Raw genomic sequence first — 15,736 nt, forward strand, 5'->3', positions numbered from 1 at the left:
CTACCGCCGTTCCAGTGCCGCGTTCAGCAGCGGCCCGATGAGGGAAAGCGCCTCGGGCTTGAGCATGTGCTCATGCCGTACCGGGACGGGGTGGACGCGCACTCCGCCGCCCACATGGGGCAGCCAGGCTTCCGGGGAGCGGCGGGGGTCGTCCGAGGGCCATTCGGCCGCGGATTCCTCGGCGGTGAACAGGGTGAGTTCACCGCCGAACCGCTGGGGGACAAAGGCGTCCAGCAGTTCCGGCACCCGCATAAAGAGCCCGATGACCCGGGTGAGGACGTCCTGTTCCAGCAGCAGGTCGGCCCGCGCGCCGCTCTGGCCGCGGATCAGTTCGGTCAACTCCTCAGGAGACAGGTCCTTTTCGCCCGGCTGTCCGCGGTCATAGCCGGTGATCTCCTCGAAGAGGAGGGCCAGGATGTCGTTCCGGCCGAGTTCGGGGAGTTCTTCACCGGGTCTGCGGGCCGGGGGGAAGGAATCCAGGACGGCGAGGAGTCCCACTTCTTCCCCTTCGGCCTCCAGGCGGGTGGCGATGGAGTGTGCGACCAGTCCGCCGAAGGACCAGCCGAGCAGGTGGTAGGGCCCGCTGGGCTGTACGGTGCGGATCTGCGCCAGGTAGTCGGCGGCCATCTCCTCGATGGCGGCGGCGGGCGGCTGTGCCCCGGTGAGGCCGCGTGCCTGGAGCCCGTAGACCGGGCGGCCGGGCGCGATATGCCCCAGCAGACCGGCGTACGGCCAGCTGATGCCCGCGGCGGGGTGGACACAGAACAGCGGCGGACGGCTGCCGGCGGTCCGCAGGGGCAGCAGGACGCCCAGGGCGTCCATGGCCATCCCGCCGTGCAGGCGGCCGGCCAGCGCGGCCGGGGTCGGGGCCTCGAACAGGGCGCGTACGCCGAGCTCCACACCTAGGACCGCCTTGATCCGGGACATCAGCCGGGTGGCCAGCAGGGAGTGGCCGCCCATGTCGAAGAAGCTGTCGTCGGCGCCCACCGTGGTGTCCAGCACCTCGCCGAACAGTTCGCACAGCAGCCGCTCCTCCTCGCTGCGGGCCGCGCGGGACGTGGAAGCGAATTCGGGTGCGGGCAGGGCGGTCCGGTCCAGCTTGCCATTGGCGGTCAGCGGGAAGGCGTCCAGCACCACCACCGCGGCCGGGACCATAAACTCCGGCAGCCGGGTACGGGCGAACTCGCGCAGCGCGGCGGCCAGTTGGGGATCAGGCCGGCCGGTGGTCACATGGGCGACCAGCCGTTGTCCCTCATGGACCGACACCAGTGCCCGGGACACGTCCGGGTGTTCGGCCAGCACCGCTTCGATCTCGCCGGGTTCGATCCGGAAGCCCCGTACCTTGACCTGGTCGTCCGCACGGCGGACAAACCGCAGCTCGCCGTCGGCGCACCAGCGCGCCAGGTCGCCCGTGCGGTACATCCGTTCCCCCGCGTCGAAGGGGGATGCCACAAAGCGCCCGGCGGTCAGCGCGGGACGGCGGACATAGCCGCGGGCCAGTCCGGCGCCCGCCAGGTACAGCTCTCCAGTCACCCCGATGCCCACCGGGCGCAGGCGCTCGTCCAGCACATAGGCGCGGATGTTGTCCACGGGGGTGCCGATGGCCGGGGTGGACCAGGCGGCGACATCCTCGGGGAGGGTGTGCGCGGTGACCACATGGGTCTCGCTGGGCCCGTAGTTGTTGTGCAGTCGCCGTCCGGGAACCTGCCGGAAGAACTCGCTCATATGCGGGCTCAAGGTCAGCGGTTCTCCGGCCTGGACCACCTCGCGCAGTGCGGGCAGGGCGTGGCCATTGGCGAGAGCCGCCTCGCACAGGGCGTCGATGACCAGGTTGGGGGCGAACAGTTCGTTCACCCGGTGCCGTTCCAGCCAGTCCGCCAGGAGTTCCGGGCTGTAGCGGATGTCGTCGGAGGGGATCACCAGTGTCTTGCCGGAGAGCACCGTGGAGAGGATCTCCTGTACCGAGACGTCAAAGCTGAGCGCGGAGAACTGGGCGGTCCGGGTGCCCGGTGCGACCGGCAGTACTTTGCCGTGCCAGGCCAGCAGGTTGGCCAGCGCACCGCTGGGCATGGCGACGCCCTTGGGGCGGCCGGTGGAACCGGAGGTGTAGACGACATAGGCCGGCTGAGCGGGATGGCGGCCGGTGACCACGGGATTGGTATCGGGCTGGTCCTCGGTGGCGAGCGGCTGGTCGAGGACCAGTACCGGGCGTGTGTCGTCGAGCATGTAGGCGATGCGCTCGGCCGGGTAGCCGGGGTCGACCGGCAGATAGGCCGCGCCGGACTTCAGTACGGCCAGTATCGCCACCACCATCTCGGCGGACCGGGGCAGCTTCAGGGCGACCACCCGCTCGGGCCCGGCGCCCTTGCCCATCAGCAGGTGAGCGAGCCGGTTGGCCCGGGAGTTGAGTTCCGCGTAGGTCAGCTCGGTGTCCTGGCAGACCACGGCCGGAACGTCGGGGGTGAGTGCGGCCCGCGCCTCGAAGAGTTCCGCGAGGCCGGCCGTGGGCTGTTCGCGTGTGGTGTCGTTCCACTCCACCAGGGTCAGCCGGCGCTCCCGCTCGTCGAGCAGGTCCAGTTCGCCGACCGGTAGTTCGGGGTCGGCCATGACAGCCGTGAGCAGCCTGCCGAGCCGGGTCGTGAGGGATGCCACCGTGGCGCGGTCGAAGGTGTCGGTGCTGAACTCGACCTGGCCGTCGAGGCCGCCCTCCGGGTGCTCGGCGATGCTGAACACCAGGTCCATCCTGGCCGTCGCGGTGCCGGCCGGCACCGAAGCGGCGGTGAGGCCGGGCAGGCCGAGGCGGGCTCCGGTGGTGTTCTGCCAGGCGAGCATGGTCTGGAACAGGGGGTGGTGGGACAGCGCTCTGGCCGGGTTCAGCGTCTCCACCAGGTACTCGAAGGGCACGTCCTGGTGGGCGTAGGCATCGAGGTCCACTTCCCGTACCCGGGCGAGCAGTTCGAGGAAGGTGGGGTCGCCGGAGACATCGGTGCGCAGCACCAGGGTGTTGACGAAGAAGCCCACCAGCTCGTCGAGGGCCTCGTCGGTGCGGCCCGCGATGGGGCTGCCGATGGGGATGTCCTCGCCGGCACCGGATCGGTGCAACAGGGCCACCAGGGCCGCGTGCACCACCATGAATACGGTGGCGCCGCCGGTGCGCGCCAGTTCCACCAGGCCCCGGTGCAGTTCGGCGTCCCAGTGGAAGGTGTGGGTCTCGCCCCGGTAGCTGGCCATGGCCGGGTGGGGACGGTCGGTGGGCAGCTCGATCCGCTCGGGCAGTCCCTCCAGTGTCCGTTTCCAGTAGTCGAGTTGGGGCTCCAGCGCCTGCGCGAGCCGGTCGCGTTGCCACAGGGTGTAGTCGGCGTACTGCACGGGCAGGGCGTCCCACTTCGGGTGGGCGCCGAGCAGCCGGGCCTCGTAGGCGGTGGCGAGGTCGCGCCACAGTGGTTCCAGGGACCATCCGTCGGCCGCGATGTGGTGCAGCACCAGGGTGAGGATGTGCTCCTGAGGCCCGAGTGCCAGAAGTTCGGCGCGCAGGGGGATTTCGGTGCTCAGGTCGAAGAGGTGCCGGACGGCGGAGGCCACCGTCTCGTCGAGCTGGTCATGGGACACCGGGCGGACCTTCAGGGCGGGGCGGGCCACCTCGCCGTCCAGCACCTGCTGATAGGGGGTGTCGTCGTGGTCGCGGAAGACGGTGCGCAGGCTCTCGTGCCGGACCACCACATCGGCCAGCGCCTCCTGCAACGCGCCCTGGTCGAGCGGACCGGTCAGCCGCACCACCAGCGGCACATTGTAGGTAGCCGAAGGCCCTTCCAGCCGGTTGAGGAACCACAACCGGTTCTGGGAGAACGACAACGGCAGCCGCTCGGGACGAGCCATCGGCTCCAACGCCGCACGCGCCTGACCGGCTCCGGCCAGCACCCGCGCCAGGCCGGACACAGTGGGCGCCTCGAAAAGCGCCCGCACACCGAGTTCGGCACCGAACGCGGAACGCACCCTGGACACCAGCCGGGTGGCCAGCAGGGAGTGGCCGCCCAGATCGAAGAAACTGTCCTCCACGCCCACTTCGGACACACCAAGAACATCGGCGAACAGCCCACAGAGAATTTCCTCGGTCGGATTACGAGGAGCAAGGGCGGAGCCGGAGTCGAATACCGGCTCGGGAAGGGCGGCCCGGTCCACCTTGCCGTTGACGGTCACCGGGAACTCCTCGTGGAGGACAAATGCCGCCGGAATCGTGAATTCGGGAAGCCTGGTGCGGAGGAAGTCATGGACGGCCTCCGGTATTCCGGCCGGGTCGGCGTCGTCGGCCGGTATGACATGGGCGACCAGCTGGTCACGGTGGACTGTGACCACTGCTCTGGCAACGGGAGGGAATTCACTGATGACGGCTTCGATTTCGCCGGGTTCGATCCGGAAACCACGGACCTTGACCTGCTCATCCGCACGACCGACGAACTCCAGCCGACCATCCCTCCGCCATCGCACCAAATCCCCGGTCCGATACATCCGCCCACCCTCACCAAACGGACAGGCCACAAAACGCTCCGCCGTCAAACCCGCACGCCCCGCATACCCACGCGCAACCCCCTCACCCACCACATACAACTCCCCCACCACACCCACCGGAACAGGCCTCAACCACCCGTCCAGCACAAAACAACCCACCCCATCAATGGGCCGCCCCAACGACGGCACACCGCCATCACCATCCACCGCGCCACACGTCACACTCACCGTCGTCTCCGTCGGCCCATACCCGACCACCAACCGACGACCACTCGACACCCACCGCCGCGCCAACTCCCCCGGACACACCTCGCCACCCACCACCACACACGCCAACTCCGGCGCCCGCCCCACCGGCAAGGACGCCAGCACCGACACCGGCAACGCCACATGCGTCGCCCCACCCACCTCCAACGCCAATGCCAACTCATCCCCCACCAAACCCTCCGCCCCACCCAAAACCAACGCCCCACCCGAACCCAAAGCCATCACCACATCCCCCACCGCCACATCAAAACTGGGCGACACCGCCTGAAACACACGCGATCCCGCGCCCAGCCCCAACGCCTCCGCATGGGCCCGCGCGAAACCCACCACGCCCCCATGCGACACCACCACACCCTTAGGCCGCCCCGTGGAACCCGACGTAAAAATCACATACGCCGCATCCAACACACCACGACCACCCATCACAGGATTACCCTCCGGATAACCCTCAGCCACCACCGGCCCATCCACCACCAACCCCACACCCGCACCCTCCAACATCAACGCAACCCGATCCTCCGGATACACCGGATCCACCGGCAAAAACGCCCCACCCGCCTTCCACACCGCCAGCTCCAACACCACCAACTCCACCGAACGCGGAAGCTTCAACCCCACCACACACTCCCGCCCCACACCCCGCTCAACCAGCCAATGCGCCACCCGGTTCACCCATGCATTCAACTCCCCATACGAAAGCTCCACCCCACCACACACCACAGCCAACGCATCCGGAGCAGCCGCAACCCGCCCCTCAAACAACTCCACAAACAACCCACCCGAAGAACCACCAACCACACCACCCCACTCACCCAACACCCGCAACCGCTCTCCTTCGGAAAGCACATCGATTGCGCCCGCCGGCGTCCAGGGGTCGGCGGCGATCGCCTTGAGCACTCTTTCCAGCCGGCCGGCCAGCGCCTCGGCCGCCTCGCGGTCAAGCGCATCGGGGCGGTGGTCGATGCGCAGGCGCAGCCGGGACCCGGGCACCACGGCGAGGCTGAGCGGGTAGTGGGTCGCGTCATGCCCGGTTACGCCGCTGACGCGAAGTCCGCTGAATTCCGGCCGGTGTTGGGGGTAACCGACGGGGTAGCTCTCGAACACCATCAGGGTGTCGAAGAGTTCATTGTGGCCGGCCAGCCGGTTGATCTCGGTGAGGCCCAGGTGGTGGTACTCGGCCAGTTCGGCCTGCTCGATCTGGAGGCCGGAGAGCAGCTCGGCCATGGGCCGGGAGGGGTCGAGCCGGACCCTGACCGGCAGGGTGTTGATAAACAGCCCGACCATCCCCTCGACGCCGGGCAGTTGGGGCGGCCGTCCGGAAACGGTCACGCCGAAGACCAAGTCGTCGCGTCCGCTCAGCTGATGCAGCAGCACGGCCCAGCCGCCCTGGACAAGGGTGTTCAGAGTGATGCCCAGGCGGCGGGCGACGGTGACCAGTTCGGCGCTGAGCTCCATGGAGAGTTCCAGGTCCAGCCGCTCCGGGTGGCTGCCGGCCCGCTCGGGCTCGGCGCGCACCGCCCGGGTCGGCGTCACTCCGTGCAGCGCCTTGCGCCATGCGGCCCGGGCCGGCTCCGGGTCCTGTTCGGTGAGCCAGGCCAGGTAGTCGCGGTAGGGCGTCACCGGTGGCAGGCCGGCGGGGTCTCCATGGTGCTGGTAGAGGTGGAAGAAGTCGCGGTAGAGCACCGGCAGCGACCACCCGTCCAGCAGGATGTGGTGGGCGGTCAGCGCCAGTCGGTGCCGCTGCTCGCCCAGGCGCACCAGGGCGAAGCGCAGCAGCGGCGGGTCGGCCGGGTCGAAGCGGAGCGTCCGCTGGGCGGCCAGGAGCCGTTCCAGCTCCTGGTGTTGGGCGCTTTCCCGGAGGTGGCCGAGATCGGTTTCCTGCCAGGGGATGGTGACCTCGGCGGGGATCAGCTGTACCGGGTGTTCCAGGTCCTCGTCCCAGAAGCCGGCGCGCAGATTGGGGTGCCGGCGCAGCAGGGCGTCCGCCGCGTCCCGCAGTGCCTGGCGGTCGAGGGGGCCGTCCAGGTCGAAGACGGCCTGGAGCACATAGACATCGGCCTGGTCCTGGTCATAACGGGAGTGGAAGAACAGGCCCTCCTGCAAGGGGGCCAGCGGCCAGATGTCCATCAGTTCCGACTGGGTCACTTGCGCTTCCTCCACGCTGCTTCGAGCTTTGACATCCGGCCCCGGTCCATCTTCACCAGGGGCTTGTTGGGTGCTGCACTGTCGTCCTGGGTGCCGGCCGCTTCCGCCGGGCCCGCCGGTTCCTCCGTGCCGGCGATGGCGGCGAGGGCGGCCACGGTCTTGTGGAGGAACACATCCCGGGGGCTGATCAGCACTCCGGCCGCTCGGGCCCGGCCGACCACCTGGATCGAGGAGATGCTGTCCCCGCCCAGGTCGAAGAAGTTGTCCTCCACTCCCGCCTGGACGCCCAGCACCTCGGTGAACACCGCGCGGAGGGTCTCCTCGGCCGGGGTCCTCGGTGCCCGGGACAGCATGGTGGTGAACTCCGGGGCGGGCAGGGCCGCGCGGTCCAGCTTGCCGTTGGCGGTCAGCGGGAAGGCGTCCAGCACCATGACCACGGCGGGCACCATGAACTCCGGAAGTCGGGTCCGGGCGAAGTCCCGCAGGGACGCCGCCAGTTCGATGGTGTCCGTCGGCTTGGCCGGTACCACATAGCCGGTCAGTGTGCCGCCCGGGTGGACGACGGCGGCCGCCTGCCCGGTGGCCGGATGCTCGGCCAGCACCGCTTCGATCTCGCCGAGTTCGATGCGGAAACCGCGCAATTTGACCTGGCCGTCGGCGCGGCCCAGGAACTCCAGTCCGCCGTCGGGGCGTCGGCGCACCAGGTCGCCGGTGCGGTACATCCGCTCACCGGGCTCGCCGTACGGGCAGGCGACGAACCGTTCGGCGGTCAGCCCCGCGCGGCCGGCGTAGCCTCGGGCCAGGCCGGAGCCGGTGAGGTAGAGCTCGCCCACCACGCCTGCCGGCACCGGGTTCAGCCACTGGTCCAGGACATGGCACCCGGTGTTGGCGATGGGGGTGCCGATTCCCGGTGTGGCATCGCGGACTTGGGCCGAGGTGGACCAGATGGTGGTTTCGGTGGGGCCGTAGACATTGAGCACCGAGCCGGCGCGCCGGGACAGCGCGGTGGCCAGATCGGCGGGGAGTGCCTCGCCGCCCACCAGGGCCCTGATTCCGTCCAGCGGTATGTCCTCGGCGAGCAGGGACCGCCAGAGGCTGGGGGTCGCCTGCATCGCGGTGGCCTTGGACCGGGTGAGCAGGACGCCGAGTTCCGCGGGATCGCGTACCACCTCGCGAGGGGCGAGCACCACGCGGGCGCCGCTGAGCAGGGGTACATACAGCTCCAGTCCGGCGATGTCGAAGCCGATGGTGGTCACCGCCAGGAACCGGTCGCCGGTGTCCAGGGCCAGCCGGTCGCGCATGTCCATCAGCAGGTTGAGCAGGGCGCCGCGGGGCACCGTGACGCCCTTGGGCCGTCCCGTCGAACCCGAGGTGTAGATCACATAGGCCGGGTTGAGGGGGTGTCCGGGGTGTGCGGTGAGGTTGGTCTCCGCATGGCCGTCCGCTGCTTCCGCCTGGTCGAGCACCGCCACCGGCCGGGCGTCGTCGAGCATGTAACGGATGCGCTCGGCCGGGTAGTCGGGGTCGATCGGCAGATAGGCGGCTCCGGTCTTGAGCACCGCCAGCAGGGCCACCACCAGGGCGGCCGAGCGCGGCAGCCGCAGTGCGACCAGCCGCTCCGGTCCGGCGCCCCGCTCGATCAGCAGCCGGGCCAGCCGGTTGGCGCGGGCGTTGAGCTCCGCATAGGTCAGTTGCTCATCGCCGGACACCAGGGCCACCGCCTGGGGGGTGCGTTCGGCCTGGGCCTCGAAGAGTTCGGTGACCGAGGAGTGCGGGATCTCACGGTGGGTGGCGTTCCAGGCGGTGAGTTGTCGGCGTTCCTCGGCTGTCAGCAGATCGATGTCGCCCAGGCGCTGTCCGGGGTCGGCGGTGACCGCCGCCAGCAGTCGTCCCAGCCGTGCCACCAGGGTCTGGATGGTGTTGTGGTCGAAGACGTCGGTGCTGTATTCCACCAGGCCGTCGATGCCGCCGTTGGCGTCATGGTCTTCGGTGAGGCTGAACACCAGGTCCATGCGGGCGGTCCGGGTGGCCGCCGGAACGGGTGCGGCGGACAGTCCGGGGAGGTCCAGGGACTGGTGCCCGGCGCTCTGCCAGGCCAGCATCGTCTGGAACAGCGGGTGGTGGGCCAGGGTGCGGGACGGGTTGAGCACCTCCACCAGGTGCTCGAAGGGGATGTCCTGGTGGGCATAGGCGTCCAGGTCCACCTGCCGGACCCGGGCGAGCAGTTCACGGAAGGTCGGGTCACCGGACACATCGGTGCGCAACACGAGGGTGTTGACGAAGAAGCCCACCAGATCGTCCAGGGCCTCATCGGTACGGCCCGCGATCGGACTGCCGATGGCGATGTCCTCACCAGCGCCGGAACGGGCGAGCAGCGCCACCAGCGCCGCGTGCAGCACCATAAACGCGGTGGCGTTTTCCGTTCTCGCCAACTGTGTGAGTTCTTCGCGCAATTGGCCGTCCCAGTGGAAGGTGAGGCTACCGCCGCGATGGCTGGCCACCGCCGGGTGGGGCCGGTCGGTGGGCAGTTCGGTGCGTTCCGGGAGGCCGGTAAGGACCTTCTTCCAGTGGTTGAGCTGTTGGCCCAGCGGGCTGTCCGGATCGGTGGCATCACCCAGCAGCCGGTGCTGCCACAGGGTGTAGTCGGCGTACTGCACCGGCAGCGGCTCCCACCGAGGTGCGGTACCGCGCGAGCGTGCGGCGTAGGCGGTGGCCAGGTCGTGCCACAGTGGGGCCAACGACTGTCCGTCGGCGGCGATGTGATGCACCACCAGGACAAAGACGCATTCCTGGGGTGAGAGGACCAGCAGTTCGGCGTGGAGCGGGAGCTCACCGCCCAGGTCGAAGGCGTAACGGACCGCCTCGCCGATGGCCTCTTCCAGCTCGGTCCCGGTCACCGGCCGGATGTGCGGTGCGGGCCGGGACTCCTCGGGGGTGAGGATGTGCTGGTAGGGCGTGCCGTCGTGGTCGCGGAAGACGGTGCGCAGGCTCTCGTGCCGGGCCACCACATCGGCCAGCGCCTCGCGCAACGCCTCCTGGTCGAGCGAGCCGGTCAGCCGCACCACCAGCGGAATGTTGTAAGTCGCCGACGGCCCTTCCAACCGGTGCAGGAACCACAGCCGGTTCTGCGCGAACGACAGCGGCAACCGCTCCGGCCGCTCCCCCGGCTCCAGAGCCGCCCGGGCCCGCTCCGCACCGGCCAGCAGCCTGCCCAGCGCCGCCACCGTAGGCGCCTCGAACAGCGTCTTGACGCCCAGTTCCACACCATAGGCCGTGCGAATGCGGGACACCAGCTTGGTGGCCAGCAGCGAATGGCCGCCCAGCTCGAAGAAGTTGTCGTCGACGCCGACCGTGGCCACACCCAGCACATCGGCGAACAGTCCGCACAGCAGTTCCTCCGCCGGTGTCCTGGGGGCGCGGGCGGTGGCCGTGGTGGTGAACTCGGGGGCCGGCAGGGCGGCCCGGTCCAGCTTTCCATTGGCGGTCAGCGGGAACTCGTCCAGTACCACGACGGCGGCCGGAACCATAAACTCCGGCAGCCGGCCGCGCAGATGCTCGCGCACCTGAGCGGTGAGCCCGGTCCGTACGGTCGTGGTGGCGGGCACCACATAGGCCAGCAGCTGGTCGCCCCGGGCCACCAGGGCGGCCTGAGCGACATCCGGGTGCTGGGCCATGACAGCCTCGATTTCGCCGGGCTCCACCCGGTGGCCGCGGACCTTGATCTGGTCGTCGGTCCGGCCCGCGAACTCCAGCCCGCCCTGGGGCCGGTGACGCACCAGGTCGCCGGTGCGGTACATCCGCTCACCGGGCTCACCGTACGGGCAGGGTACGAACCGCTCGGCGGTCAGCGCGGGGCGGCCGAGGTAGCCGCGGGCCAGGCCGGCGCCCGCCACATATAGTTCGCCCACCACACCGGGCGGTACCGGGCGCAGCCCGGCGTCCAGGACGAAGACGCGGGTGTTGGTCACCGGGGTGCCGATGGGCACTGCCCCGGAGAGGGTGTGCGGGGTGAGCGGTGCGCTGGCCGTGACACAGACCGTGGACTCGGTCGGGCCATAGGCGTTGACCATCGTCCGGCCGGCGGACCAGCGGGCGGCGAGTTCGTGCGGGCACTCCTCACCCGCGACCACCAGGACGCCACCGGCCGGGAAGTCATGGGGCGACAGCACCGCCAGCAGGGCCGGGGGCAGCGTCATATGGGTCACCCGCCGGCGAGTGCACAGTGCGCCGAGCCGGTCCGGGGCGAGCTCGTCCTCGGCCGCCATCACCAGGGCGCCTCCGGAGAGCAGTGCCATGCACAGCTCCCAGACCGCGGCGTCGAAGCTCGGCGAGGCGAACTGGAGCACGCGGCTGGTGCCGGAGACCCCCAGCCGTTCCCGCTGAGCGGCCGCGAGGCTTGCGATGCCGTGGTGGGTGACGGCCACGCCCTTGGGCCGGCCGGTCGATCCGGAGGTGTAGATGACATAGGCGGTGTGCCGGGGGCGAAGAGCCGCGGTCCGCTCGGCGTCGGTCAGGTCGCCGTCCGGCTCCTGGGCCATGGCGGGGTCATCCACCAGCAGCCTGGGGATCCGTGCCCCGGCCGGCGGCGCGAGGTCCGCTGAGGTCAGCAGGCACAGCGGTGCGGCGTCCTCGAGGATGAAGGCCACCCGCTCGGCCGGATAGCCGGGGTCGACGGGCAGGTAGACGCCACCGGCCTTCATCACGGCGAGCAGGGCCACGGCCAGTTCCGGTGAGCGGCGCAGCATCACGGCCACCGGAGTCTCGGGGCCGACGCCCTGGGCCACCAGCCGGCGCGCGAGCCGGTTGGCCCGCGAGTTCAGCTCCGCGTAGCCGATTTCGGTGTCCTGGTGGACCAGCGCGGTCGCACCCGGCGTCCGGGCCACCTGCGCCTCGAACAGCTGAGGCAGCATCCGGTCGGGGAGCCGGTGTGCGGTGTCGTTGAAGGTGGTGAGCAGTTCCCTGCGTTCCGCCTCGGCCAGCAGCTCTATGGCTCCCAGCCGGAGGCCGGGGTCGGCCGCCACCGCCGTCAGCACCCGGTGCACCCGCTCCACCAGGGTGGCGACGGTGGCCTTGTCGAAGACATCGGTGTTGAACTCGACCACACCGTCCAGTCCGGCCGTCTCGCCATCGCCGTTCCGTTTCTCGGCGATGCTGATCACCAGGTCCATCCTGGCGGTGCCGGTGCCCACCGGGGCGGGCTCCACGGTCATACCGGGCAGTTCCAGCCCGACGTCGGGCGTGTTCTGCCAGGCCAGCATCGTCTGGAACAGCGGGTGGCGGGAGAGGGACCGGGCCGGGTTGAGCACCTCCACCAGGTGCTCGAAGGGCACCTCCTGGTGGGCATAGGCATCAAGGTCGGTTTCCCTGACCCGGGCGAGCAGTTCACGGAAGGTCGGGTCGCCCGAGACATCGGTGCGCAGCACCAGGGTGTTGACGAAGAAGCCCACCAGATCGTCCAGGGCCTCATCGGTACGGCCCGCGATCGGACTGCCAATGGCGATGTCCTCACCCGCACCCATCCGGTGCAGCAGCGCCACCAGCGCCGCGTGCACCACCATGAAGACGGTGGCTCCGCTGCCGCGCGCCAACTCTGCCAGCGCGGCATGGGTGTTTGCGTCCCAGTGGAAGGGGTGGGTGCCGCCCTGGTAGGAGGCGACGGCGGGGTGGGGCCGGTCGGTGGGCAGTTCGATGTGCTCCGGCAGCCCGGTCAGGCGCTGCCGCCAGTAGGCCAGCTGCACGGCGAGCACACTGTCGGGGTCGGCGCCGTCGCCCAGCAGTTCATGCTGCCAGAGCGTGTAGTCGGCGTACTGCACCGGCAGCGGCTCCCACCGAGGTGCGGTACCGCGCGAGCGTGCGGCGTAAGCGGTGGCCAGGTCGCGCCACAGCGGCTGGAGCGACCAGCCGTCGGCCACCACATGGTGCAGGACCAGAACGAGGGTGTACTCCTCCGGTGCGCTGTTCAACAGCTCGACACGCAGCGGCAGTTCCTCGCCCAGGTCGAAGGCATGGCGTACGACCGAGGCCACTGCGCGTTCCAGTGCGTCCGGTGTGACCTGGGTGACGGTGAGGTCCGGGCGAGCGGCCGGTCCGTCCAGGATGTGCTGGTAGGGCGTGCCGTCGTGGTCGCGGAAGACAGTGCGCAGGCTCTCGTGCCGGGCCACCACATCGGCCAGCGCCTCGCGCAACGCCTCCTGGTCGAGCGAGCCGGTCAGCCGCACCACCAGCGGAATGTTGTAAGTCGCCGACGGCCCTTCCAACCGGTGCAGGAACCACAGCCGGTTCTGCGCGAACGACAGCGGCAACCGCTCCGGCCGCTCCCCCGGCTCCAGAGCCAGCCGGGCCCGCTGCGCACCGGCCAGCAGCCTGCCCAGCGCCGCCACCGTAGGCGCCTCGAACAGCACCCGGACTCCGAGCTCCACACCGAAGACCGAACGCACCCTGGACACCAGGCGGGTGGCGAGCAGGGAGTGGCCGCCCAGTTCGAAGAAGTTGTCGTCGACGCCGACCGTGGGCACGCCCAGGATCTGGGCGAAGAGTCCGCACAGCAGCTCTTCCACGGGGGTCCTGGGAGCCTTGGAGGCCGAGGCGGCCAGGAACTCCGGAACGGGCAGCGCGGCCCGGTCCAGTTTTCCGTTGGCGGTCAGCGGGAACTCGTCGACCATCACGATGGCGGCCGGAACCATGAACTCCGGCAACCGGCCACGAACATGTTCGCGCACCGACCGTACAAAGGAGCCCAGGTCACGGGAGACGGCGGGACTGTTGGTCCAGGAGGCGGGGTCGTCCGTTCCGGCCGTGGGGCGGCACAGTCCGGCCAGGGCGGCGCCATCATGCGCCGCGGCCGTGACGAACACCGCGTCCAGCTGGTCCTCGGCGTCGGGTGACCAGGTGAGCAGGGTGCGGTAGCCCAGGCCGGCGCCGAGCCGGTGGAGTTCCTCCGGTTCGATTCCGGGGTGTTCGGGGCCGGTGAGCACCCGCCGGACGGCGGCCAGGGGATCGCCGGCGGCCAGCCGGCGCATGGCGGCCACTTCGGCGGTCAGCCGTCCGTTGGGGATTCCGCAGACCCGTACGGTCTCGGGCCGCCCGGCGCTCAGCCACTGGGCCAGGGAATCGAGCCCGGATACCTCCTGCCCCCACCGCAGCCGGGAGATGTCGCCGAGCCGCAGCGTCCTCGCGGGCTGTTTGCGCAGCACCACGTCATACCGGTGGCGGGAGAGTTCATTGTGGAACCGGCCGCGCTTGACGCGGACCTCGACCGCGTCCGCCGGGCCGCCTTCGAGGGAGGTGAAGAACTCGGGCGCGACCAGCAGTTCCTTGTCCCGTACCAGGGCCCGCTCCACGGCGGCCCGGATCGCCGTGGCATCGCCGTCGGCGTCGGCCTGGTGGAGGCGTATCGCGGTGTGCAGGGTGCGGGCCAGCCGCAGGTTGCGGACGTCGCCGATGAACACCGCGCCACCGGTGGCCAGCAATTTCAGGGCGGATTCCACCACTTCGGCCATGTATTCGGCGCTGGGGAAGTACTGCACCACCGAATTCAGCACCACCAGGTCGAAGTGGCCGGCGGGCAGGCCCTCGACATCGTGGGCGGGCCGGGTCCGCAGTTCCACCCGGTCGGCCAGCTCGTCGGTGAGCTGGGTGCGCAGTGCGGCGATCACCTCGGCCGAGAAGTCGGTGCCCCAGTAGCTTTCGCAGTGCGGGGCGAGCCGGGAGAGCAGCAGGCCGGTGCCCACGCCGATCTCCAGCACCCGGCGGGGACGCAGCGAGCGGATGGATTCCACCGTGGCGTCCCGCCACTCCCTCATCTCCTCGAGGGGGATGGGCCGTTCGTCATAGCTGCTGTTCCAGCCGATGAAGTTCTCTCCCCAGACCGCGGAGGCGGATTCGGCGTAGAGGTCCTCATAGATCTGCTGCCATTCGCCGACCTGTTCGGCGGTCTCCTCCGTTCCGGCGCCGGCGGCGCCCACCACATAGCCGATCAGCCGCAGTTCACCGGCGTGGTCGGCGCGTGGCACCACCACGGCCTTGGCCACGGCGGGGTGGCCGGCCAGCGCGGTCTCTATCTCGCCGGGTTCCACCCGGAATCCGCGCACCTTGAGCTGGCCGTCGGCGCGGCCGATGAACTCCAGTCGTCCATCGGGGCGCCGGCGCACCAGGTCACCGGTGCGGTACATCCGCTCGCCGGTCCCGAAGGGGCAGGCCACAAAGCGTTCCGCGGTCAGCGCGGCGCGCCGGGTGTAGCCCCGGGCCAGTCCGGCGCCCGCTACATACAGTTCGCCGGTCACACCGACGCCGACCGGCCGCAGCCGGTCGTCGAGCACATAGGCGCGGGTGTTGGTGAGGGGGGCGCCGATGGGCAGTACGGAGCCCAGTTCGGCGGCGGAGCGCACCGGATGGCAGGTGGCGAAGGTGGTGGTCTCGGTGGGGCCATAGCCGTCCACCACCACCAGCCCGGGGCAGGCTTCCAGGACCCGCCGGACGGCGGCCGCCGACACCGCGTCGCCACCGGTCCACACCTCGCGCAGGCCGGTGAAGCAGTCGGCGGCCTCGGCCGCGAAGGCATGGAAGAGGCCGGCGCTGAGCCAGGTGCCGGTGATGCCGTGCTGTTCGACCAGCGTGCTCAGGCCGGCGGGGGTGAGCATGCCCTCCGGGGCCAACACCAGGCAGCCGCCGCCCAGCAGCGGCACCCAGGTCTCAAAGGTCGCGGCGTCGAAGGTGTGCGGCGAGTGCACCAGCGTCCGCTCCCGGGCCTCGGGCCGGAAGCACGGGTCCAGGGCCAGGGCCACCACATTGTGGTGGGTGGTGCATACACCCTTGGGGA

The 15,736-nt window shown here is 70.2% G+C and carries 2 protein-coding genes (1 of these 2 only partly in view); both read right to left on the bottom strand.

Annotation, left to right across the window (positions count from 1 at the left end; genetic code table 11):
• Entirely contained in the window at nt 1-6,918 is a 6,918-nt protein-coding gene (locus tag K7I03_RS00615) for an amino acid adenylation domain-containing protein (protein WP_224346794.1), read from the bottom strand.
• Nucleotides 6,915-15,736, bottom strand: partial view of a non-ribosomal peptide synthase/polyketide synthase gene (locus K7I03_RS00620; RefSeq protein ID WP_449657234.1) — the final stretch only. It continues 14,026 nt past the right edge of the window; the window shows 8,822 of its 22,848 coding nt (coding positions 14,027-22,848); the start codon falls outside the window, past its right edge; it ends in the stop codon at nt 6,915-6,917. Before K7I03_RS00620 ends, K7I03_RS00615 begins: the two co-directional genes overlap by 4 nt.

This window comes from Streptomyces mobaraensis, from assembly GCF_020099395.1.
Taxonomy (GTDB): Bacteria; Actinomycetota; Actinomycetes; order Streptomycetales; family Streptomycetaceae; genus Streptomyces.